Origin of the sequence: Luteimonas cucumeris, assembly GCF_007830035.1 — a bacterium.
GTDB lineage: Bacteria > Pseudomonadota > Gammaproteobacteria > Xanthomonadales > Xanthomonadaceae > Luteimonas_C > Luteimonas_C cucumeris.
On the sequence record NZ_VLKN01000001.1, the window covers coordinates 537,166 to 559,753 of the forward strand.

The following is a 22,588-nucleotide window of genomic DNA, read 5'->3' on the forward strand; positions in this document are numbered from 1 at the left end:
ATCCCCGCGAAGGCGGGACAAGCGCGCAGCGCAGAACGTCCGAAGGACGGCCCCGACGGGGTGAGCTGCGCGAACAATCCAGCGACTTTGCTCCTTGCTGGTATTGCGACGCCTGCTCCGCTGCTCTTGCCGCAAGGTCAGCAGCTTCCGCCCGCTGCGCGTGCGGGTCACTTTCTCTTGATGGGGCCAAGAGAAAGTAACCAAAGAGAAGGCCCTTCCCCGACGAATCAATCCTGCAAGGTGGGTTGTGGCACGCGATTTTCCGACTCGCCATCCATGGCTCGGTCGGAAAACGGCGGCCATCCATGGCCGCCGCCCTCCGGGTCTATGGAGTGACACGGGGGACTATCGCTTCGTGCTGACAGCGACTAACCGCGAGTGCTGTTGCTTCGTTGCCCCGCCGAAGGACAGAAAGTCCGTCGGGGCAAGGGAGCCCCGGCAGTTCGACAAAAAGTCCCGGCCGAGGGGCACGGGAGCCGTGGTCGAGGGGCAAAAAGTCCCGACCGAGGGGCGCAGGAGCCCCGGCCGAAGGGCAAAAAGTCCCGACCGAGGGGCACGGGAGCCCCGGCGGAGGGGCAAAAAGTCCCGCCAGGAGGGCACATGAGCTCCAGCCGAGGGGCAAAAAGTCCCGATCGAGCGGCAAAAAGTCTCGGCCGAGAGGCGAAGGAGCCCCGATGGAGGGGCAAAAAGTCCCGGCCGGAGGCCAGCGAAGCCGCTGCAGCCTCCGAAACCCGCGATCACTGGGTCATGCGCAGGTACGCGCTGACCTCGGCTTCCTGTTCGTCCGGGCCGGTGAAGCCGCTCATGGTGTCGTCGGATTCCAGGCTCCAGGGGCTGGCGGCGGCGACATTGGCGTCGTGCATGCCTGCCTCGCGCCACTGGCCGTGGCGTGCGTCGATGCCGCCGTCGACCTTGCTGTCCAGCAGCCGCGCCAGCTCCGGAGTCAGGCCTTCCAGGCGCAGCACGTTGCGCGTGCGCGTGCCGTAGTTGCCGACGCTGCCCTGCGGTTCGGACCATTGCACTGCGCCGAAGCACGCGCGCAGTTCGTGCGGCTGGCCGCGGCTGTCCTGGTAGACGTAGCGGTTGTTGAGTCCTTCCGCGCGACCGGCCGGCAGCGTCACGCCGCGCGCGAGCATGGCGTTGAGCAGGTTGTCGTCGCACAGGAAATTGTTGAGGCCGTTGTTGACCCGACCGCTGGGGTTGTCGAAGTTGTCGCCCGGCACAACGCCGGCGCCGTCGACGTGGTGCTGGTAGGCCAGCACCCAGGCCTGCACGAAGTCGTGGCTCAGCCGCTCGGCCGCGGCGCTGCGGTAGACGTCGCGGCCCACCGTCATCGCACCGACGACCAGCGCGATGATGACCAGCACCACCGACATTTCGACGAGGGTGAAGCCGCTGGTGTGGCGGGAACGACGGCAATGGCGTTGAAGAGGCATGTCGGTTTCCTGCGGGGCGTCGGTGATGTGCATGACGCCGGGGTGTTCAGTACAGGCCGGCGGCGTCGCCGGTCTTGGCGTGTTCGAGTACCTGGGGTTCCAGCGCGGCGGCTTCATCGATGCGGGGATCGACGTCCTCGTAAGCCTGCTCGGCCGCCGTGAGCGCGGAATCGGCGTAGCCGGTCATCACCGAGGCAGTGATGGTGACCGCTACGGCGGCTGCGGTGGCCACCGAGGCCAGCGCCACCTTGTAGGTCGCGACCGCGCCGAACGTGAGCAGGCCCTCGGCGATGGTGTCGGCAATGCCGCCGGCCGCGCCGGCGGTCGCCGATGCGCCGGCCAGGACCGCGCCGGCACCGTTGGCGACGTTGGCCTCGGCCAGCTTCACCGAGATCGCCAGCTGCTTCTTGTAGTCCTTCATCGCGACGTGCATCAGCGCGATCGATGCCGCCGCGTTGAAATGCGCGTGGCCGGCGGCAGCGAGGTTGTCGCCGCAGCGCATCCGCGTCCACAGCTGGTCGAGACCGACGGCCAGCACGCGGTCGTGGTAAGTCGGGCCCTGCGGACGACGCGGCGAGTCGAATGCGGGCGTGGAGCCGCTCTGGTGGCTGCTGAAGTCGCCGCCGCCACGTGGAAGCGCCAGCGCGTAGGCGACATGCGCCTCGGGCTGGCTGCTGGCCGCGGCGCGGGTGACGTGCAGGTAGCCGGTATCCAGCGGCAACTGACCGGCATTGCGCAGCGCCCAGCACAGGTCTAGCCCGTTTGCTGTAGCGGGGTTCAATGGCAATTCGGTCCCGGTCTCGCCGATCACCTGCAGCGGGTCGTAGCGGTCGCGCTTGTCGGTCAGGTCGGCGTCTTCGCGGCGCGAGGCGGGGCGACGCAGCACGCCGTAGCGGATCCTGCGCGCATTGGCGTCCGGCAGGCCGAGCGTCTTGTATGGCAGGCGGCCGACTTGGCCCGCGGCGCAGTCCTCGATGCCGCCACCATCGCTGTCCGGACAGGGCAGGCGGCTGTTGACCATGGCGTAGGCCAGCAGGGCGTCGTCGGCGCGGGTCAGCAGGCTGCGGCTGGCGACTTCGCGCTGCTCGTGCGCAGCGGTGCCCAGGAAGCGCACCAGCAGCAGGGTGACGAGGCCGAGGACGACCAGCACCACGGCCAGTTCGACCAGCGAGAAGCCGCGCTGGCGGTGGTCGATGCGTGCGGTCATGGCTGCAGTCCGTTCTGGTCCAGTCGCACCGCATGCCGCCGGGTGCTGTCGGCGAGCGTCTGCATGCGGGTCAGGTTGACGTTGGCGGCGTCGCGCTGTGCCTCGGCCACGGTGACGGCCTCCTTGGCTTCCTCCAGCCCGGCTTCGGCCGACACCATGTTCACGATCGCGACCGCCAGCTGCGCGGTGGCCAGCGCGTGAGAGGCGATGCCGGTGGCAATGCTGATGCCTTCCGGCGGCCAGCCGGCCGCGGTCTGCAGGATCGCGATCGCCTCGACCACCACGCCCCAGGCGATGTCGAAACCGGCGAAGACCACGCCGGTGTGCGCGTTCTTCTCGTTCATCTCCGCGACCTGGATCGCGAACACGCGGAACTCCTGGTACTCCTGCGCGATCCGCGCCATGTCGTACGCGGCGTAGGCGGAACGCACTGCGCCGTGGGTGCGGGCGACGCGGTCGGGACAGGCCAGACGGCTGGCCAGTTCGCCGGGGCCGACTGCGACAACCTTGCGCGTGCCCAGGTCGGCGCTGCCAGGCAGCGCGAACGACATGCTCTTGGCCTGGTCGTGCCCGGCCGGGCCGGTGTGCATCAACGCGAACGCAGTCGGCACGCCCTGCATGTCCGGCAGCGGGAACTCACTGATCGACTTCAGCGTCATGCACAGGTCGAGGCCGTTGACCTGGGTCGGTGCCGGCGTCGGCACAGTCGGAACCAGTTCCGGTGGCAGCAGCGGCTTGAAGTCATCGTCTGGCGCGGTCGTCAATGCGGCCTGCACCTGGTAGCGCAGCTTCATCCGCGACGGCAGGCCCAGCGTGTCGACCGGAAGCAGGCCCGCACCTACCGGTGCCGGCAGCCGGTTGTGCGCCAGCGCGTAACCGAGCAGCGCCTGTTCGGCGCTGGCCAGTTCGCGTGCGGCGATCTCGTCGGCGGCGACCTTGGGCGCCAGCGGCAACACGCGCCACAATACGAGGCCGAGCACCGCGATCACCGCCAGCACCACCGCCAGTTCGACCAGCGACCAGCCGCCGTTTCTGTTTCGGTTTCGGCGCGGTGCGATCATGGCGTGGCTCCGGCCGACGGGCAGAGGGATGGCTGCACCGGTCCGGTCGCGCCCTTGCAGTTGGCGCCTTGCAGGATCGCCTCGGCGCCGGCCCATACCGGAATCGTCTGGCCCCCATTGCTGCCGCCCAGCTCGAGCGCGCGCAGCGCGTCGCACTGGGCCTGCGCCTCTTCGTAGGCTTCGCGCTTGGCTTCCAGTTCCTTGGTCTGCTCAACGACCGCGACGACCAGACCCAGGTGCTTGTAGTAGGTCATGGCGTAGGTTTCGCGCTTGTCGTTCTCGTTGTCGTGCTGGCCGAGGATGATCAGGTCGTTGCACGGCCAGGTCACGCTGCAGACCCATGGCAGGCCAGGAATGCCGGCATCGTCCAGATACGCGGCAATGGGCGGCTGCGGCAGGGTCCAGGCGGTCCAGAACTTCGAGGCGTATGCCTGCTGGGCCTCGTGTTCGTTCGCCTCCGCCTCCTGCAGGTCCTCGTTCTTCCAGGCCAAACACTGGCGCTTCTCGACCTGGTCGGCGGTCAACAGGTCCGGATTGCAGGGATTGGCGGACATGCCCATCAACGCGACCCGGTTGTTGCTGCAGCGTCGTATCGCGTCCAGTTCGGTCGGCGGTGAAAGGTCGCACTGCTGGACTTGCTGTGCGAGCTGGCCGATCGCCTCGTTCATCTGGTCGCGCCCGGTGCGCGCTTGCTCCACCAGTTCGACGGTGGTTTCCCACTGGAAGTAGGCGTCTTCGGCCGCACGGATCGCGGCCAGCTTCGGCTGCAGCACCTCTTCCATGTGCCGCTTGGTCTCCAGCCAGTCGTCGATGCGCTGGTTGTACGAGGCGTCGGACTCGTATTTCGTCTGACAGGTCTGGTTGCCGTTGCCGTCCGTGACGCATTCCTGCCAGCTTCTCCGCACCGGCCTGGGCGGATAGTCGATCAGGTGCGATGGAATCCTGCCGAGCCAATCCAGGCGGGCTTGCGCCGCATCGCGGTCGGCGATGGTCTGGATCAGTTTCTGTTCGAGCTTTTCGACTTCCTGCTTGAGGCCATCCTTCCAGAAGCCGAGAGGCACCGGGATCATGTTGCCGTTTTCGTCGGCCTTCTCGTAAAGCGTGCCGCCTTCCGCGGCGATGCAGGCGTTCTGCTTGAGTCCGGCGATGTCCGGCGGGCCCTTGCTGCTGCCGGCCTTGGCCATGTCGCGCGCCTGCTTCGTCTTGTCCAGGCCCAGCGAGATCGCGACCAGCGCGCTGGCGGCCAGTGCCGTTGCTCCTGACGCGAACCCGATCGCGACGCCGGCGGAGGTGACCGCGGCCGTGTAAGGCGCGATCAGGCCGCAGCTCACGAAGGGCGGTACCGGGCAGGTTGCGACCGCCGTCGCCAGCTGTGTCGAGCCGGCGATCAGGGTGGACACCGAGTTGGCGATGCTGGCTGCGGCCAGTGCAACGTTGAGTACCGCAAACACTTCCGAGACGATCGCCATCTCGTAGGACGACTGCGTGTCCCGGATCAGCGCCTCGTTCTGGTCGTCCACCTCATCGGACACATCCACCGCCAGCGCCAGCATGTCCAGCGATGCCAGTACGACGCCATCGGGATTGGTCGCATCGGCGTAATGGCAACCCAGCGTCTGCGCCAGCGTATTGAATTCGCGCACGCGCACGCGGTCGTCGTAGCCGCTGTCGGCGCCGCGCGCCGGTGATTCCATCGACGCCACGGATTGTTGGTTGAGGCCGTCGAACAGGCCGCTGTCGCCCGGGGTGGGGCCGGCGACGCTGAGGCCGTAGGCGACGTTGATCGCGTTGCCGTCGATGTCGGAGGTGCGGGCGCGGTCGGCCTTGACCGCGCTGGTGCTTTCGCGCGCGGCGTTGGCGATCACCGCGCACAGGTCGAGGCCGTTGATGTCGGCGAAGTCGTGCGCTTCTCGCTTCCAGTTGTGCGGGCTGAACTGGTTGCTGGCGACCGCCAGGTCACTGCCGGCAGCGCCGCCGCGATAGACCATGTAGCGCAATGGCTGGCCAGGGCTGCCGCCGCCGGGATGCACCGCTTCCAGCGCGCGCGTCGGCAGCCAGCCTTTCTGGTTGGGGCCGACGCAGTCGTCGATGTCGCTGGTCGGCGTATTGACCGGGCAAGGCAGGTGCGCGTTCGCGGCGGCGTAGGCGACCAGCGCCTGGTCGGCCCATTGCAGCGCCTGTTCCTGTGCCTGCACCTGCCGCACCGGCTTGCGCGCCTGCAGCACCAGCATGCCGACGGCGATCGCGCCGCCGATCAGCAGCACGACCATGGCGGTTTCCAGCAGACTGAAGCCGCGCGCGTACTTCGCGCGCGGCGGCTGCGGACGTGGGGCGACGGGGTGCGATTCCATGGCGGCCTCCGTGGTCAGAACTGCGGCCCGGACATCGCCTGCTTGACCAGGTCGTAGACCGGCAGCAGCAGCGCGACGATGAGCAGGATGAACATGCCACCGGCCAGCAGCACCACGACCGGCTTGATGATTTCCGACAGGTTGGTGATCAGCCGCTGCAGGCGCAGGCTGTATTCGCCCGACAGGCGGGCCAGTTGCTGATCGAGCGTGCCGGTGTCTTCGCCGACCGCGATCATGCGCACCATCATCGGAGGGAAGCCGCCGACCTGGCGCATCGCCGAGGACACGCGGTCGCCGCGTTCGAGCACCTGGCGAATCGCGATCACGCGGTCGCGGTAGTACTCGTCGCGCACCGCGCGCTCCATCACCTTGAGGCTGCTGACCATGTCGACGCCGGCCTTGATCAGCAGCGACAGGTATTCGGTGAGGAAGGCCAGGCCGGCGGAATTCATGATCGTTTTCGCGATCGGCAGCCGGTGCAGCATGTAGTGCGTGAAGCGACGGAAGCCGCGGCTGTAGCGCCAGCTCACCCACAGCACGAAACCCAGCGCCACCAGCCCGATCAGCACCGCCACGATGTGCGCGGTGAACCATTCCGAGAACGCGATCACCGCCACCGTCAGCGGCGGCAGCTTGGCGTTCATCTGCTTGAACAGGCCGGTGAGGTTGGGGATCACGTAATAGATCCAGAAGCCGCCGGCGGCGAAGATCGCGGCGAACACGAACGCCGGATAGATCAGCGCCTGGCGCGTGTCGGCGGTCATCCGCGAGACGCGCTCGACGTGGTCGGCGGCCTCGGTGAGCATGCGGTCCATGCTGCCGGTCTCGTCGCCGATCATCACCAGGTTGCGCACCGTTTCCGGGAACGTGTCGGGATAGCGGCCGAAGGCTTCGCTCATCGATGCGCCGGCGTCGAGTTCGTCGAGCAGGTTGCGCGCCACGCGCGCGGCGTTCGATGCACGACCGGTGCCGACTTCCTGCGATACCGCGCGCAACGCTTCCAGCACAGGGATGCCGCTGCTGGTCATCACCGCCATGTCGCGCAGCATGCCGGCCAGTTCCGGCGGGCGGATGTTGGGACGCAGCAGATGCGAGAGGCTGCGTTGCGTTTCCGCCAGCCAGCCGGGCAGGCGATGCAGCAGCAGCACGGTCGCGTCGAAGTTCTTTTCCAGCCAGATCCGCGCCGAGTTGTCGTGTTCGACCGCCAGCTGCGCCAGGCCGGACTTGGTGCGGCCGCTGGAGAGCAGCAGGCGGTAGTAGTAGACGTTCATGGCGCGCTGCGCTCGGGTGCCGGTCCGTCGCCGACCACGCGCAGCACTTCGGCAGTCGTGGTCTGGCCCATCGCCACGCGGCGCTTGGAGACCTGCACCATGTCGACGAAGCCGCTGCCGTAGGCGAGGTTGCGAACCGCTTCGCGGCCGGCGTCGTCGGCGATGGCGTTGGCGATCGCGTTGTCCAGCAGCAGCATCTCGTACACCGGCAGGCGGCCGTAGTAGCCGCTGCCGCGGCAGCGTTCGCAACCGCTGCCGCGGCGACCGGCGGCGGCCGGATCGTCGATGCCGAGCCAATCGCGTTCGGCCTGCGTGAACGGCACGGGCTTGCTGCAGAACGGGCAGTTCTGGCGGATCAGGCGCTGGTTGACGACGGCCAGCAGGTTGTCGGCGATCACCTGCGCTTCCAGTCCCAGCGGGCGCAGTCGCGGCACCACGCCGAACACGCCGGACACGTGCAGCGTCGACAGCACCAGGTGGCCGGTGGCGGCGGCTTCGATCGCCGCCTGCGCGGTTTCGGCGTCGCGCATTTCGCCCAGCAGGATCACGTCCGGGTCGTGGCGCAGGAAGTGGCGCAGCGCCGATCCGAATTCATAGCCGGCGCGACGATTGACCTCGGTCTGGCAGGCGCCGGGGACGCGGTATTCGATCGGGTCTTCGACGGTCAGTACGTTGCGTTCGATCAGCGACTGCATGCGCAGCGCCGCGTGCAGCGAACTGCTCTTGCCGGAACCGGTCGGGCCGGTGATCAGCACCAGTCCGGCCGGCTTGGCGAACATCCGTTCCAGCGCGTCGACGTCTTCCTTGAAGAAGCCCAGTTCGGTCAGGCCGGACAGGTCGCTGTGCTCGGGCAACAGGCGCAGCACCATGCGTTCGCCCTGGTCGCTGATCAGCGTCGACACGCGCACGGTCAGCGCGCTGTCGAGCACGCTGGCGCGGAAGCTGCCGTCCTGCGGGCGGCGCTGTTCGGAGATGTCCATCTCCGCGGCCAGCTTGATGAAGCCCAGCAGACGGTGCAGCGAGGACTGCATCGCCAGCATCGGCCGCAGCACGCCATCGACGCGGAACAGCACGTGGATGCTGTCCTCGGCCGGTGCGATGTGGATGTCGGTGGTGCGTTCGCGCACCGCCAGGTGCAACAGGTAGTCGAGCAATTTCTCGGGGCTGTAGGCGTGGTCGGCATCGGCGGCGATGCGCTTGATCTCGCGTTCCAGCAGCGACTCGATCGGGTTCTGCGCGAAGTAGTAGGTGTGCCGGATCAGCTGGCTGACGCGGGTGAACTCGCCCTGCACGAAACTGCAGCGCAGGCCGCAGCGCTGCAGCACCAGCTGCGCGACGGCATCGGCGTCGGCGTCGCCGAGCAGCACTTCCAGCGAATTCTCGACCCGGCGCAGCGGCAGGAACGAACGCAGCAGGCAGAGCTCGCGATTGAACATCGCCAGCACCTGCGGATCGGGTTCGGGCAGGGTTTCGACCGGCGCGAAGCGGATGCCGTGCAGTTCGGCCAGCACGCGCACGATGTCCGATTCGCTGGCCAGGCCGTGGCGGATCAGCAGCGGGCCGAGGCGCTGGTTCTCGACCTTGTGCTTCTGCAGCGCGTACTGCAGCTGCGCGGCGTTGAGCAGGCCGCGTTCGAACAGGATGTTGCCCAGCCGCGCGGCCGAATCCTGCGGCGCGGCGGCGGGACGGGGTGGAGACAGGTCAACCGTGGCCATGCGGGCGTTCCGGGCGGGCGGCGCTGGACGTACGCGTGGTCGCGGTTTCCAGCAGCAGCAAGGTGAGGGGATCGGCGACGCCGTCGGCGGTCACGCCGTGGTGATGCTGGAAGCGCGTCAGCGCCTCGCGCGTGACCGGCCCGAACAGGCCGTCGGCCAGCGCGGCATCGACAGCGAGGAAACCACCGGCCTGCAGACGCGCCTGCAATGCACGCACCTGGTCGTTGCGTCGGCCCGGCTGCAGTTCGGCGGCGCGCAGCTGCGGTTGCCAGGCCGCGAGCCAGCCGTCGTTGCGGCGTTGCAGGCAGACGTCGGTGCGTTTGGACAGGGCCGCGTGGTGGCGCGGCGGCAGCGGTAGTACCTGCAGGGTCTGGCCGCTGTCGTCGGCCGGCGTGAGTTGTTGCAGGCAAGTGTTCCAGTTCGCATCCGTCGCAGTGGCGGCGGTGCTGGGTGCAGTGATGGCTGCAACCGTCACTGGCTTCGATAGGACGGCATCCGGACGCAGCGCGATGCCGGTCGCCGTCACCAGTCCGGTGGTCGCCAGCAGCGCGACCGCCAGCAGTAGCGGACGCCGCGAACGGCGACGCTGCGGCTGGAAGCCTGCTTCGGCCGCAGCCGCGCGCACCAGTGCGGCATCGATATGCGGTTGCCCGCGCGCGACCACGCCGTACAGGCAGCGGTCCATGATCAGGTGGATGCGACGCGGATTGCCGCCGCTGGCGCGATACAGCGCGGCATGCGCGGCCGGATCGATGCGGATGCGGCCGGCGGCGCCGGCGTCGGTGAGGCGGAACTCGACGTAGCGTGCGCACTCGGCCGCGTCCAGTGCGTCCATGCGGATGTGCTTGATGATGCGGCTGGTCAGCTGGCGGATCTCCGGGCGCGCCAGCTGGGCGTCCAGTTCCGGCTGTCCGGCCAGCACGATCTGCAGCAGTTTTTCCTGGCCGCTCTCCAGGCCGCTGAGCAGGCGCAGCAGTTCCAGGCTTTCCAGGCTCAGGTTCTGCGCGTCGTCGATCACCACCACGCAGGTGTGGCCGTCCTGCCAACGCCGCAGCAGGAAGCGGTTGAGCCGGTCGATGTTGTCGGCGGCGTCGGCACTGGCCTCGATGCCGAAGTCGCGCAGGATCGCGGCCAGCAGTTCCGGCCCCTGCAGGAAGGTGTTGAATACCAGCGAGGCAACCGCGCCTTCGCGCTCGACCGCATTCAACAGCCGGCGCAGGAAGGTGCTCTTGCCCATGCCGACTTCGCCGGTGAGTAGCACGAAGCCCTTGCGTGCGAGCAGGCAATGGCTGGCTTCGGCGAGGTCGCGTTCGAGCGCGGCGGTGTGGAAATAGCCTTCCGCGTCCGGCGTCGGCGGGAACGGCGCGCGCGCCAGCGCGAGCGGGGCCAGGTAGGCCGCGACGTGGGCGCCGTGAGGATTCATTGCAGGCGCGCCTCGACCATCGCGATCGCCTTTTCGATCTCGTTGGAGCCCGGCGCGAGCGTGCGCAGCCGGCGCAGGCGATCACGCGCACTGTCGACCTGGCCGTTGCGCGCTTCCAGCATCGCCAGGTTGATCACCGTGGCCTGGTCGCCGGGCACGCGCTCGACGATCTGCCGGTAATAAGCCAGCGCCGCGGCGGTGTCACCGCTTTCGTGCGCGACCCAGGCCTGCATGCGCAGCAACGTCAGGCTGCGCGGCGGCAGATGCCGGGCCAGCTGCGCCAGTTGCGCCTGCGCCTGCGCGGTATCGTCGGATTGCAGCGCGTTGCCGATCGCCGCGACCAGCCGCGCCACGTCCTGGCCTTCGGCAGGGGCGAGGTCGGACCGGTCGGTGACATGGATTTCGGCGGTCAGCGGAGGCGCGGACGTCGCGGGTTCCTGCGCCGCGATGGGGGCAGGCGCGTGTGCGACATTCGTGGTCGCCGGTGCCGAGGCCGATGTTCCGGCGACGCTGGCTACCGCACTTGGAATCACTGCCGGCGTCGACGCATTCGTCGTGGCATCGGCTGGCATTGCCTGGGTCGCGATCGCCACCGGCAATACAGGCGCAGGTGCAGCCACGGTTGCGATGGATTGGTCGTTGCCTGTCGCAGATGCGATCGCAGCAGGCGCAGTCGCGATTGCAGCGGCGGAATCTGTTGCCGTCGATGCGGTCGCGCTCGAAACCGGTACGACCGTTGCCGCAACATCGCGATGCGCGGCAGCGGACGGTGTCACGCTTGGCGCGACGGATGCAGACGCATGCGCATCCGCAGCCGGACGCAGCGCGGCGAACAGGCCGACGCCGACCAGCAGGCCGGCCGCGGCGGTGGACGCCGGCAGCAGCCAGCGTTGCCACGACGCCTGGGCCGGCGTGTACGCATGGGATGCCGTCGCTGCCTGGGCCGGCGTTTCCAGCTTCTTCAGCGCGGCGAAGATCAGACTCATATCACCGTCACCCGCAACACCATCACCAGTTCGCGGCTGCGGTGCTGGCGCGCCTGCGCGCCGAACAGGTTGCCCATGCCGGGTACGTCGGACAGGCCGGGCACGCCGGTGTCGTCGTTCTGCGCGGTCTGGTCGATCAGGCCGCCGAGCAGCACCGTGTCGCCGTCGCGTAGGTTGAGCGTAGTGGTGATGCCCTTGAAGTTGATGATCGGCAGCGTCACCGCGTTGCCGTTGCCGACTTCGACCAGGTTCAGGCTGCCGGCCTCCACCTCGGTCTGCATCGGATGCACCAGCAGCTCGACCTTGCCGTCGTCGCGGATCAGCGGCGCCACGCCGATCACCACGCCGGAGAACAGCGATTCGGTCTGCACGTCGGACGAGGTGTTGGTCGCGCCGCCGCCGGGATTGCTGAAGCTGGTGGTGGACTTGCTGACGTAGCGGATGTTCTTGCCGACGCTCAGGTAGGCCGGCGTGCTGTTGCGCACGCGCACGCTGGGATTGGACAGCACCTTGACGTTGCCGAACGAGCGCAGGATGTTGAGCGCCGCCGAGAACGCATCGCCGGCGTAGCCGATGCCGGCGCCGCGGCCGAGCGGCGTGCCGATCACCTGGCGCGGAATGGTCAGCAGCCGGTCGAGCGTGCCGCCGGTATTGGGGCCGGGCAGCGAACCGGAGACCGGGTCGAGCTGGATGGCGCTGTCGCCGACGATGCCGGCGACGCGGCCGCGCAGCAGGTTCCAGTCGACGCCGAACTGGAACTGGTCGTTGAGCTGCACATCGATCAGCTGCGCTTCGACCAGCACCTGGCGGCCGAGCATGCGCTGGTTGCGTTCGACCAGTTCCGCCACCGCGCGCACCTGTGATGGACGCGCGCGCACGAACAGCGAGCCGGTCAGCGGATCCAGGCTGTAGCGCGCCGCTTCGCGCGGCTGGTCGCCGCGGGTCGCGGTGTCTTCCTTGATGATGCTTTCGATCGATGCGGCCAGCTGCTTGTACGGATCGTTCTGCTTGCCGACGTTGCCGTCGAGGATCAGTTTCCCGCGCAGCGAATCACCGCCGCCGGCGCCACTGCTGCCGGCGCCGAACACGTCGCCGCCGGTGCTCAGGTCCAGCGACGTGGTGGTGTTGAGCATGTCGACGCTGAAGATGCGCTCCTCCATCGGCGACACCACCAGCGCACCGCCCTGGGTGTCGCCGTGCAGGTCGAACGCGGTCAGGATGTGGTTGTAGACCTCGCGTGCGGTGACGTTCTTCAGGTACAGGCTGGCGCGCTGGTCGCGGGCCAGCACGCTCGGATCGACGATCAGGTTCATGCCCAACTGCTCGGCCAGCGCCCATAGCAGGCCGCCGACGTTGGCATCGTTCATGTTGATGGTGACGATGCGGTTCTCGAGCGGGTCGTACTTCGGTGCGACCGGCGCCAGTGGTTTGGGCGCCTGCACGCGTTCCAGCTGTTCGCGCAGGCGCGCATGTTCGTCGGCGAGCTTGGCCGACTCCTCGCCGACGCGGCTGCCGATGGCTTCCAGCGCCTTGTACTCGGTCGGCGGCAGGCTCTTGACGCTGCGCGGCGTCGTGCAGCCCGCTGCCAGCAGGGTCAGCGCCAGCGCGGCGGCCGGCACGGCCAGCGTGCGGCGGGTGGATGCGGAGCGGAGCGGGTGACGTGTCATCGAACGTTCTGCCTTGTCGTCTCAATCAGCGGGTGTGGGCGGCCAGCCAGCCGAGCAGCGTGCTGCTGCTTTCGGCGATGACCACGTCGTCGTAGGTGGCGTCCATCGGACGCGCGGGTGCGGCGATGCAGCGCTGGCCGCTTTCGGCCATGTCGCGGTTGAGGCCATCGAAACCGGGATGGTTGCCACCTGCATCGTCGCGGTCGGCAACCGGTGCGATCACCGCGAATGCGGGATTGGCGACGATGTGACCGCAGTTTTCCGCATCGGCGCTGCTGCCGATGCCGGTGATGTAGGGGCGGGCATTGGAGTCGGGGAGCTGCGCGGCCGCGGCCAGGGTGCGACGCAGGCGTGCGACCGCATCCAGATCGGAACCCAGTCCACCAGGGGTAATCGGCGCGACCAGGTCGGCACCGCCGCGCGACACTGCGTAACGCATGCGCTGGTTCGGCACCGGCCGCGCCAGGCCCAGGCTTTCGTACGGCAGCCAGCCGACCTGCGCGCCGGCCGGGCAGCTGCCGCCGATGCCTTCGCGCGCGCCATTGCCGTCGGCGCTCAGGTCCGGGCACGGCAGGCGCTTGTTGCGCAGCATGAAGGTGCGGATCGCCTGGCGCGCCACTTCGGCCTCGGCTTCCGCACGGGCGCGGGCACGCACGTCGGCGACGCCGGAAAAGGTACCGGTAGCCAGTACCGCCAGCACGCCGATGACGCTCACCGACACCGCCATCTCGAGCAGGGTGAAACCGCGCGCACCGCGCGATGCGACACCTGCACGAAAGCGATGGCGGGCGAGCGTCGTCATGTCAGCGCGCGGCCGCCGGTGCGATTGAAGACGCAGCCGGCGCGCGCGTCGGCGCGGCGGGCGCCGGCAGGCTGCTGCCGGCGGCGCTCACATCGCTGCGCAGCTGCGACTGCAGCATGCGGAACTGCGCCATGGTCGCGTCCAGCCGCTGCTTGCGCTCGGGACTGTCGGCTTCGGTCATGATCTGCTGCAGCTGCTGGGCCAGCGCCTGCATGCGCATGCTCACGTCGAGGTTGTTGCGCACCGCGTCCAGGTTGATCTGCGCGGTGACGGTGGGATCGTTCATCTGTTCCAGCGTGTCCAGCGCCTTGCTCAGGTGCTGGTAGGTCGCAGCGGAACGCTGCGTGGATTCGGCGATCACGCCTTTCATCGCCTGCTGCAGTTCGCGCAGCTGGCGCTCGCGGACCGGATCGGTCGCGGTGGCAGTGGTACTGGTCGCGGCTTGTGCTGCATCGCTCGCCGCGTCGCTCGTGGCCCATGGCGGTGGCGCTTCATCGGTCGTCGGCGCCGGTGTTTCGGTCGCGGTTTCCGCAGGCGGCGCCACGCTGGTCGCGACCGGCGCATCCGTCGCAGCGACGGGCGCTGCATTACGCCCGGCCAGCGTGCGCACGGTCAGCACCGCGATCAGGCCGGCGACGATCACCACCAGCGCGGCGATCACGATGGCGCGGCGATTGCTCATCGCGACGATCCCGGCAGGCTTGCGGTCTGCTGCGCGGAGAACGGCGCGGGCAACTGCAGCAGCAGGCGTTCGCCGGCGGCGTCCTCGATCTCGACGCGGTCACGGCCGATGCGGTGCACGCGCGAACCATCGGCCAGGCGCGTGCCGACGCGCACCAGTTGCTCGTCGATCACCGCGCGATGGCCGCGGTCGGTGGACAGGATCAGCGACAGGCGTCGTGCGGCGACGACCGGTTCGCCGTCGGCGGACGTGGTCATCGCAAGGCTCGTGCTTTCCGGCGCCGGCGCGGCGACGGCCAGGTCGACCGGTATCGCGTTGCCGGTGGCCTCGAGCGCGTCCAGCGCCGCCAGCAGCTGGCGGTCGTGGTTGATGTTGAGCTGCAGCTGGGCGATCGCCGCGGCCTCGTCCTCGTCGGGCGAATGGCGGCCGACGCTGGGCTTGGCGACGATCATCGCGCTGACCCAGGCGACCACGCACAGCCACAGCGCCAGCGCCAGGCTGGCCGAATACTTGCGCTTCACGAGGCGTCTCCCGGAGTGTCGACAGCGCCGTCCGTGGCGCGCTTGAGCTGGTAGGAGAACGAGCCGCCCGGCGATTGCGAGCGCGCGTTGCCCTGTTGCGGATCGATCGCGACCGGCTCGTAGCCGGCGGCGCGCAGGCGCTGCACGAAGCGCGCGACCTGCATGCCCTCCATGCTGCCGGGATCGTGCTTGACCATGCCGTCGACGCGCAGGGACTGGCCATCGCCGTTGCCGCCCTTGTCGGCGGGATCCCGGGCGGGTTTGTCCAGTCGCACGCGCAGGATGCGGACGTCGTCGTCGGCGGCCACGCGCACCGCGTGCAGTACCGCGCCCGGATCGAGCGCCTGCTGCAGCTTGCCGGCGTGTTCGACGAAACGGCGCAGCTGCGGATAGCTTTCCGGAATCGCCTGTCGCGATTTCATCGCCGCGATCCCGGCGTCGATCTCCGCGATCTGCGCATCCAGCGCCTCTGCGCGGCCATTGGCGTCGTGCGCGGCCAGCGCCCAGCGTCCGCCGAGTCCGCCCAGCGCCAGCGCCAGCAACAGCGACGCGGCACTGGCCCAGGGCAGCGCGCGCTCGGCCAGGTACATCAACCGGCTGGCCGGCGGATTGACCGCGGTCAGCGCGTGGGCGCTGGCGGCCAGGCGGGCGATGCCGCTGCGGTAACGCACGCCGGCCGCGTCGCGCACCATCACGTGCGGGCCGAGCTGGACACTGGCGCCGCTGCGCGCGGAGAAGATTTCCAGCAGCGCCTCGTCGAGCCAGCGGCCCGGGGCGATGGCCTCGGCCGCGGCCTGGCTGGCGTACAGGCTGGCCGCCGGCTGCGCCGGCACCGGCACCGGCTCGGGTTCCGGTTCGGGAACGACACTGCCTTCGACCGGATCGAACTGGCCGTCGAAGGTCATCGCATCGTCGTCGTCGCGGAAGCCGGGCTCCGGATCGGCGTCGATGCGCTGGGTGATTTCGTCGTCGGTGACTGCGGACAGCGGACTGGCCGACAGCCCGACGCCGCGGACCTGCGGCCGCGCGCGGTGACCGTCGGGCGCGCGGGTCAGGGCGCCGTACCACTCCACGGTCAACGTCTCCAGTGCCTCGTCGGCGCCGGTCAGCTCGCGGCCGGCGCGTTCGGCCAGCGCCGATACGGTCATCGCCAGGTCGCCGGTGTCCTCGCTGTAGGCCAGCGCCGAGGCATGCACGAAGCGATTGCGCAGGCAGGCCAGGAACACCACCTGGCGGCCGCTGTGCAGCACGATGCCGCGACCGGGCTTGAGCATCCGCCACAGTAGCGCCACCGATGGCACCAGCAGGCAGTGGTCGTCGTGGCCTTCGGCCCAGGAGAACATCTGCTGCCAGCGGTCCAGCGGCACCGCGGTGAACAGCGCCTGGTAGCCGTTGCCGACGGTCTTGGTCTGGTGGATCAGAATCTTGCTTTCGCTGTCGGTCAGGCCATCGGCGCGCAGGCGCTTCTCAATCAGCGCGACCGCGTGCGACGGACTGCCTTCCAGCGCGATCACCTGGCTGACGGCACCGCCGAAGTCGGTGATGGCGACGCTGGCGCGGTCGAGCTTGGGACGGGTGTCGAGCGTGGTGACGCGATCGCCGTCGAAGGACAGCCAGCGGCCGTCCAGGTGCATCAGGGTGGACGTGCTCACGGCGCCTCCGGGGCGATGGCGGGGGCGGCGGCGAGTGCGGCGACCGGCGCGGCGACGCCACTGCCGGATTGCGCGGTGCGGAACAGCAGGGTGCCGCGCAGGTTCAGCATCAGCGGTGGCCCCTTGCTGCCGGGCGTGTCGAACAGGCCTTCGTCGGCGCGGGTCACCGACAGTTCGAACACGTCGGCGCCGAAGATCCGCGCATGGTCGCGGGTCATGCCCGCCAGCAGGTGATTGACCTCGTCGCGCGCCAGCGGCGTCTGGCTGATGTTGATCAGCCGCTCGCCCCATTCGTTTTCGGCGAAGCCGCCGGCGCTGGCACGCTCGACCAGGCTGCGCGCGCTGTCGGCCAGCTGCACGCGCAGCTTCGCCTCCTGCTGGCGCTGGTTGGCGGCGGTCAGCGCCTGCTGTCGGCTGCCGACATGGCTGTAGGCTTCGGCCAGGTCGCTGCGTGCGCTGGTGAACCAGGCTGCGGCGACCAGCAGCAGCACCAGCGTCGCTGCGAACAGTAGCAGCGACGCGTGCCGGGACTGGCGCAGCCGGGCGGGCAGGGCGAAGCGGTCGAGGGCCATGGCCGGTGCCTTACTGGTTCATCTTGAGGTGGGCGACCATGGTCAGTACCTGGTCGGCGTCGGTGGCTTCGGTGTCGACGGTGTCGGCGGTGCCGGTGTCGGTGAAGCCCTGGGTGTTGTTGCCGGCCCACTGCACGCCCGGGTCGAACTCGGTACCGGTCGCGCGGACTACGCCTTCCTGACGAAAAGCGCCGTTCTGGGCATCGGGCTTGCCATCGACGGCCTGGTCGAGCGCACGCGCCAGGTCAGGGGTCAGGCCGGTGATCACCATCACGTTGCCCGAACCGGACGGCGTGCCCGGCTTGTTCCACTGGAAGCAGATCTGGATTTCCTGCGGGTTGCCGTTGGTATCCAGATAGACGTAGCGGTCTTCCATGCCCTGGCCGCGGCCCGGAGGCAGGGTCACGCCGGCCTTGAGCATCAGGTTGCGCAGGTTGAATTCGTCGCCGGTCTGCATGTCACGGACCATCCGCGCCGGCTTGTTCTCGCGGCAGATCGCGTCCGGTTCGCTGACGTTGGACATGTCGCCGCCGGACAGCGAATCGCCGTTGCCGTCGAAGTTGAAGCCGTTGACCATCAACCGCGGCGCGCTCTGGTTGTCGCCGATCGGCGCACCCAGGCGCTGGCCATAGGTGTTGTACGCGACCACCCACTGGTCGACGAATTTCTGCTTGATGCGGGTGTATTCGGCGTTGCGCTGGACGTCGCGGCCGATCATGACGGCACCGAGGATGACGCCGATGATGACCAGCACCACCGCCATTTCCACCAATGTGAAACCGCCTTGGCTGGCCCGGCGGCCGCCATTTCCGAGTCGTGCTTGCATGAGTTGTCCCCTGGAACGATGTGACTGGCTCGCAGGCACGGCTATTCCGTGTCCCATGGCGCAGCGACGCGCACGTTAGGGCAGCGGTGTAAGAGCTTCGTAAGAGACCCGTAAGCCGGGCCGGGCGACGGCGGTCACGATTACGAGCATTCCCGCGGAGCGGCGGATGACCTGCGGCAGGGCGACAGCCGGGGATGGGGATGGGACAATACGCCGCCCGCGAATCGCCGGGCGCCGCCCCTGATCCCGCCCTCCATGACGACGCCCAGCCGCCGCGACCTCGCCAACGCCATTCGTTTCCTCGCCATCGACGCCGTCCAGGCCGCCAACTCCGGCCATCCGGGCATGCCGATGGGCATGGCCGACATCGCCGAGGTGCTGTGGAACGATTACCTGCGCCACAACCCCGGCAACCCCGGCTGGTTCAACCGCGACCGCTTCGTGCTGTCCAACGGCCACGGCTCGATGCTGCAGTACGCGTTGCTGCACCTGTCCGGCTACGACCTGTCGATCGAGGAGCTGAGGAATTTCCGCCAGCTCGACAGCAAGACCCCGGGTCATCCCGAGAACTTCATGACCCCGGGCATCGAGACCACCACCGGTCCGCTTGGCCAGGGTTTCGCCAACGCGGTCGGCATGGCGCTGGCAGAGAAGCTGCTGGCGCAGCGCTTCAACCGACCCGGCTTCGACGTCGTCGACAACCGCACCTGGGTGTTCATGGGCGACGGCTGCCTGATGGAAGGCATCTCGCACGAGGCCGCCTCGCTGGCCGGCACCTGGGGCCTGGGCAAGCTGGTCGCGTTCTGGGACGACAACAGGATTTCCATCGACGGCAATACCGATGGCTGGTTCACCGACGACACGCCGATGCGCTTCGAGGCCTACGGCTGGCAGGTGATCCGCAAGGTCGACGGCCATGATCCGGTCGAGATCAGGCGCGCCATCGAAACTGCGATCGCTTCGTCCGACAAGCCGACCCTGATCTGCTGCCGCACCACGATCGGTTTCGGTTCGCCGGCCAAGGCGGGCAAGGAATCCTCGCACGGCGCGCCGCTGGGCAAGGACGAAGTGACCGCCACGCGCGAAGCGCTGGGCTGGCCGCATGCGCCGTTCGAGATCCCGCAGGCCATCGGCGACGCCTGGCGCGCCAATGACGCCGGCCGCGAGCGCGAGGAACAATGGAACCGCCTGTTCGACGCCTACGCCGTGCAGCATCCGCAGCAGGCCGCCGAACTCTCACGCCGCGCGCGCGGCGAATTGCCGGAAAGCTTCGCAGCTGCCGCCGACGCCTACATCGCGAAACTGCAGGCCGAAGGCCCGGTGGTGGCTTCGCGCAAGGCCTCGCAGATGGCGCTGGAAGCCTACGCGCCGCTGCTGCCGGAACTGATCGGCGGTTCCGCCGACCTCGCCCATTCCAACCTCACCTTGTGGAAGGGCAGCAAGTCGGTCGCCGGCGACGACCCCGACGCCAACTATATCCATTACGGCGTGCGCGAGTTCGCGATGACCGCGATCAGCAATGGCCTTGGCCTGCACGAGTGCTTCATTCCCTACGACGCCACCTTCCTAGTGTTCAGCGACTACGCGCGCAACGCGGTGCGCATGAGCGCGCTGATGGGCGCGCACGCGATCCACGTCTACACGCACGACTCGATCGGCCTCGGCGAGGACGGCCCGACCCACCAGCCGGTCGAACACCTGGCGAGCCTGCGTTACATCCCGCACAACGACGTCTGGCGTCCCTGCGACGCGGTCGAATCCGCTGTCGCCTGGCGCGCGGCGATCGAACGCAACGACGGTCCCAGCTGCCTGGTGTTCTCGCGCCAGAACCTGCCGCACCAGCCGCGTGATGCAGCGCAGGTGGCTGCGATCGCCCGCGGTGGCTACGTCCTGCTCGACAAGGGCGCGCGCGACGGCGATGCGACACCGGATGTGATCCTGATCGCCACCGGCTCGGAAGTCGGCCTCGCCACGCAGGCCGCCGACGTGCTGGCCGGCGAGGGCGTCAACGTGCGCGTGGTGTCGATGCCGTCGACCGACGTGTTCGATCGCCAGGACAAGGCCTATCGCGAATCCGTGCTGCCCAACGCCGTGCGCAAGCGCGTCGCGATCGAAGCCGGCGTCACCGATTTCTGGCGCAAGTACGTCGGCCTCGATGGCGCGGTGATCGGCATCGACAGCTTCGGTGCCAGCGCCCCGGCGGAAAAGCTGTTCCCGCATTTCGGCTTCAGCGTCGACAAGGTGGTCGCGGCGGCGAAGGCGTTGTAACGAGTCTGGTCGGCAGGATGGGTTGAGCCGAAGGCGATACCATCAACCATTGCAAGATCGATCCGGTGCTGAAATTCGGAATTCGTAGCGTGCGCTATGCGCACGACACCGAATCATCGTGCGCACAGCGCACGCTACGAACGGCTTACCGCGTGTTCTGCAGCGCGTAAGACACCAGTCGCGCCGAGAGTTTTTCGCGCCAGTTCCCGGGCTGGTTCAGCCCCATCCGCTGCATCGCTTCGGCATCCTCGCTCTTGCCTGCGAACAGCGCGCCGAACACGGTGAGTGCTTTCGATACAGGCGTTGCGGCATTCGTCTTCAACCAACCCAACGCCTTGACCAGGCGCTGCTCGACTTCGGTGAAGTCGCTGCCGAGTGGGTAGTCAGGCAGTGTGCCGTCGCCGCGCAGCGGCGCCAGCCGTTCGCGCAGGTTGCGTGGGGAATTTCTCGCCCACTGCGCAGGCAGCTGGAACGTCTCGGCCAACTTGCGGCTGCGCTTGGCGACGTCGATCAGGCCGCGCTGGAAACGCGCATCGGCGATCGCCGCCATCGCGACCACGCAGTCCTCGTCGGTCTTGCCGCGCACGTCGGCGATGCCGTATTCGCTGACGTAGATGTCGCGCAGGTGGCGGGCGATGGTGGCGTGGCCGTAGTTCCAGCGGATGTTGGAAGCGGCCTTGCCGCGCTCGTCGCGGCTGGCACGCAGCAGCAGCACCGAGCGCGCGTCGGGCAGCGCATGCGCCATCGCCACGAAGTTGTACTGGCCACCGACGCCGGACACGACGCGGCCATCGTCGAGCGCGTCCGACACCGCCGCGCCGAGCGCGGTGGCCATCATGCAGGTGTTGAAGAAACGCGACTGCTGCCGCTGCAGGCGTTCCAGCGTCTCGTTGCCGCCGTAAAGCTCGTTGACTTCGCTGACCCGGCGCATGCCGATGGCGCGGCGCGTGTCGTCGTCCATCCGGTACAGCCATTCGTAGAAATCCGGCGAGCCCAGGTAGAAGGCGCCGTGCAGGAATTCGCCGTCGCGATCGAGCAGTTCCAGGTCGAGCACGCTGGCCTCGCCATCGACGATGCGCTTCATCAGCGCCTCGTTCTCGACCACCTTGCGGCGGATCACTCCCGCCTGCACCAGGTGCTGGAAACCTTCATTGATCATTTCGCTGCAGCCGTACAGGCCCTGCGCGAAAGTATCCAGGCCGCCGCTCACGAGTACGGCCGGATGCCGTTCGATGTCCGGATCCAGCGCCGCCAGTACCTTGCGATAGGTGGCATTGTCGGTGTGGCGCAACACCAGCGCATGGCACAGTGCATCGGACAACGCGCCGATGCCGATCTGCAGCGTACCGCCGTCGCGCACCAGCGTGCTGGCGTAAAAGCCGATCGCGTATTCGATGTCGCCCACCGGCTGTCGCGGCAGCGCGAACAGCTTCGGATACGGCGCCGGCGGTGCGACCACCATGTCGAAGAAACTGCTGTCGACCGCTGGCACGCCATCCAGCCATGGCAGGCGCGGATCGATCTCGGCGATCAGCACCGGCCGCGGCAGGCCGCGCGCGACGATCGCGTCGATCGCATCGAAGGTCAGGTCGGTGTTGGACGACAACGAAAAACGCGTGCCTTCGTCGTTGCTGGCGACTTTCTGCACGATGCAGTTGAGGCCGCGGTCGGCCAATGCCTTCGCCACGTGCGTGTAGTTGAGGCTGGCGTAGCGGCGCTGCGCCTGGCGCGAGTTCATCAGCGCGCCGGACTGCACGTAGAACTCCTCGACCTCGATGTGCGTCGGCAACGCATCGCGCTTCTGCGCCTGCACGTAGCTGAGACGCGGGAAGTCTTCGCCATACAGGCGCGATACGAACGGGCCGATGAAACGCCGCTCCAGGTCGCTACTGCCGTCGGGCGGGTCCAGCGACAGCGCCGTGTACAGGTGCAGCGGCCGCGACGGATCGCCGACGACGCGTTCGTACAGCGCATTGAGCAGCCGGTGCGGCTTGCCGATGCCTAGAGGCGCGCCGACGTGCAGGGGACCGTCGATGCTGGCGAGCAGGGATTCGACCGCGTCGTCGAGCGAGGTGAACAGGGCGGGGGAGGCCATGACCCAGTATCGCACCGGCGCCTAAACGGGGCTTGACATGATCGTTTACGGGT

General features: G+C 68.4%; 17 protein-coding genes. 1 reads left to right on the forward strand and 16 read right to left on the reverse strand.

Going from position 1 to position 22,588, the window contains the following annotated elements; all coding sequences use genetic code 11:
- Positions 1–737: 737 nt before the first annotated feature.
- The 15 genes from IP90_RS02425 to IP90_RS02495 are packed head-to-tail and all read right to left on the reverse strand — an operon-like array spanning position 738 to position 18,172.
- Entirely contained in the window at positions 738–1,436 is a 699-nt protein-coding gene (locus IP90_RS02425; RefSeq protein WP_158635247.1) for a prepilin-type N-terminal cleavage/methylation domain-containing protein, read from the reverse strand.
- Positions 1,437–1,482: 46 nt separating this feature from the next.
- Complete coding sequence (locus IP90_RS02430) at positions 1,483–2,643, reverse strand: prepilin-type N-terminal cleavage/methylation domain-containing protein (RefSeq protein WP_144898012.1); 1,161 nt, start codon at positions 2,641–2,643, stop codon at positions 1,483–1,485.
- A complete protein-coding gene (locus tag IP90_RS02435) occupies positions 2,640–3,704 on the reverse strand; it encodes a type II secretion system protein (RefSeq protein WP_144898013.1) in 1,065 nt (354 codons plus the stop codon). The genes IP90_RS02430 and IP90_RS02435 overlap by 4 nt, the downstream gene beginning before the upstream one ends.
- Positions 3,701–6,055, reverse strand: coding sequence for a type IV pilus modification PilV family protein (locus tag IP90_RS16540; RefSeq protein WP_158635248.1), 2,355 nt, complete (start codon positions 6,053–6,055; stop codon positions 3,701–3,703). Before IP90_RS16540 ends, IP90_RS02435 begins: the two co-directional genes overlap by 4 nt.
- Before the next feature lie 14 nt (positions 6,056–6,069).
- Entirely contained in the window at positions 6,070–7,326 is a 1,257-nt protein-coding gene (locus IP90_RS02445; RefSeq protein ID WP_144898014.1) for a type II secretion system F family protein, read from the reverse strand.
- Positions 7,323–9,041 (reverse strand): GspE/PulE family protein, encoded by a 1,719-nt coding sequence (locus IP90_RS02450; protein ID WP_199753369.1) that lies wholly within the window; start codon positions 9,039–9,041, stop codon positions 7,323–7,325. Before IP90_RS02450 ends, IP90_RS02445 begins: the two co-directional genes overlap by 4 nt.
- Positions 9,028–10,464, reverse strand: a complete 1,437-nt coding sequence (locus tag IP90_RS02455) for an ExeA family protein (RefSeq protein WP_144898015.1) — start codon at positions 10,462–10,464, stop codon at positions 9,028–9,030. The genes IP90_RS02450 and IP90_RS02455 overlap by 14 nt, the downstream gene beginning before the upstream one ends.
- Positions 10,461–11,450 carry a tetratricopeptide repeat protein gene (locus tag IP90_RS02460; RefSeq protein WP_144898016.1) on the reverse strand — a complete coding sequence of 330 codons (990 nt, stop codon included), beginning with the start codon at positions 11,448–11,450 and terminating at the stop codon, positions 10,461–10,463. The genes IP90_RS02455 and IP90_RS02460 overlap by 4 nt, the downstream gene beginning before the upstream one ends.
- On the reverse strand, positions 11,447–13,117 hold the full coding sequence (gene mshL / locus IP90_RS02465) for a pilus (MSHA type) biogenesis protein MshL (RefSeq protein ID WP_144898017.1): 1,671 nt from the start codon (positions 13,115–13,117) through the stop codon (positions 11,447–11,449). Before mshL ends, IP90_RS02460 begins: the two co-directional genes overlap by 4 nt.
- A gap of 25 nt (positions 13,118–13,142) precedes the next feature.
- Positions 13,143–13,919, reverse strand: coding sequence for a type II secretion system protein (locus IP90_RS02470; protein WP_144898018.1), 777 nt, complete (start codon positions 13,917–13,919; stop codon positions 13,143–13,145).
- Between the two features lies 1 nt (position 13,920).
- The gene (locus tag IP90_RS02475; protein ID WP_144898019.1) at positions 13,921–14,601 is read right to left on the reverse strand and encodes a hypothetical protein; all 681 of its coding nucleotides are present in this window, start codon (positions 14,599–14,601) and stop codon (positions 13,921–13,923) included.
- Positions 14,598–15,122 (reverse strand): hypothetical protein, encoded by a 525-nt coding sequence (locus IP90_RS02480; RefSeq protein ID WP_144898020.1) that lies wholly within the window; start codon positions 15,120–15,122, stop codon positions 14,598–14,600. The genes IP90_RS02475 and IP90_RS02480 overlap by 4 nt, the downstream gene beginning before the upstream one ends.
- A complete protein-coding gene (locus IP90_RS02485; protein ID WP_144898021.1) occupies positions 15,119–16,774 on the reverse strand; it encodes a hypothetical protein in 1,656 nt (551 codons plus the stop codon). The genes IP90_RS02480 and IP90_RS02485 overlap by 4 nt, the downstream gene beginning before the upstream one ends.
- On the reverse strand, positions 16,771–17,346 hold the full coding sequence (locus IP90_RS02490; RefSeq protein ID WP_144898022.1) for a hypothetical protein: 576 nt from the start codon (positions 17,344–17,346) through the stop codon (positions 16,771–16,773). The genes IP90_RS02485 and IP90_RS02490 overlap by 4 nt, the downstream gene beginning before the upstream one ends.
- A gap of 10 nt (positions 17,347–17,356) precedes the next feature.
- Entirely contained in the window at positions 17,357–18,172 is an 816-nt protein-coding gene (locus IP90_RS02495; RefSeq protein ID WP_144898023.1) for a type II secretion system protein, read from the reverse strand.
- 255 nt (positions 18,173–18,427) lie between these two features.
- Between IP90_RS02495 and tkt the strand changes: the two genes are divergently transcribed.
- Positions 18,428–20,440 (forward strand): transketolase, encoded by a 2,013-nt coding sequence (gene tkt, locus IP90_RS02500; RefSeq protein WP_144898024.1) that lies wholly within the window; start codon positions 18,428–18,430, stop codon positions 20,438–20,440.
- A gap of 145 nt (positions 20,441–20,585) precedes the next feature.
- Here tkt and IP90_RS02505 read toward each other — a convergent pair whose 3' ends face one another.
- Positions 20,586–22,535: an acetyl-CoA hydrolase/transferase C-terminal domain-containing protein gene (locus IP90_RS02505; protein WP_144898025.1), complete on the reverse strand. Its 1,950-nt coding sequence runs from the start codon at positions 22,533–22,535 to the stop codon at positions 20,586–20,588.
- Positions 22,536–22,588 lie beyond the last annotated feature (53 nt).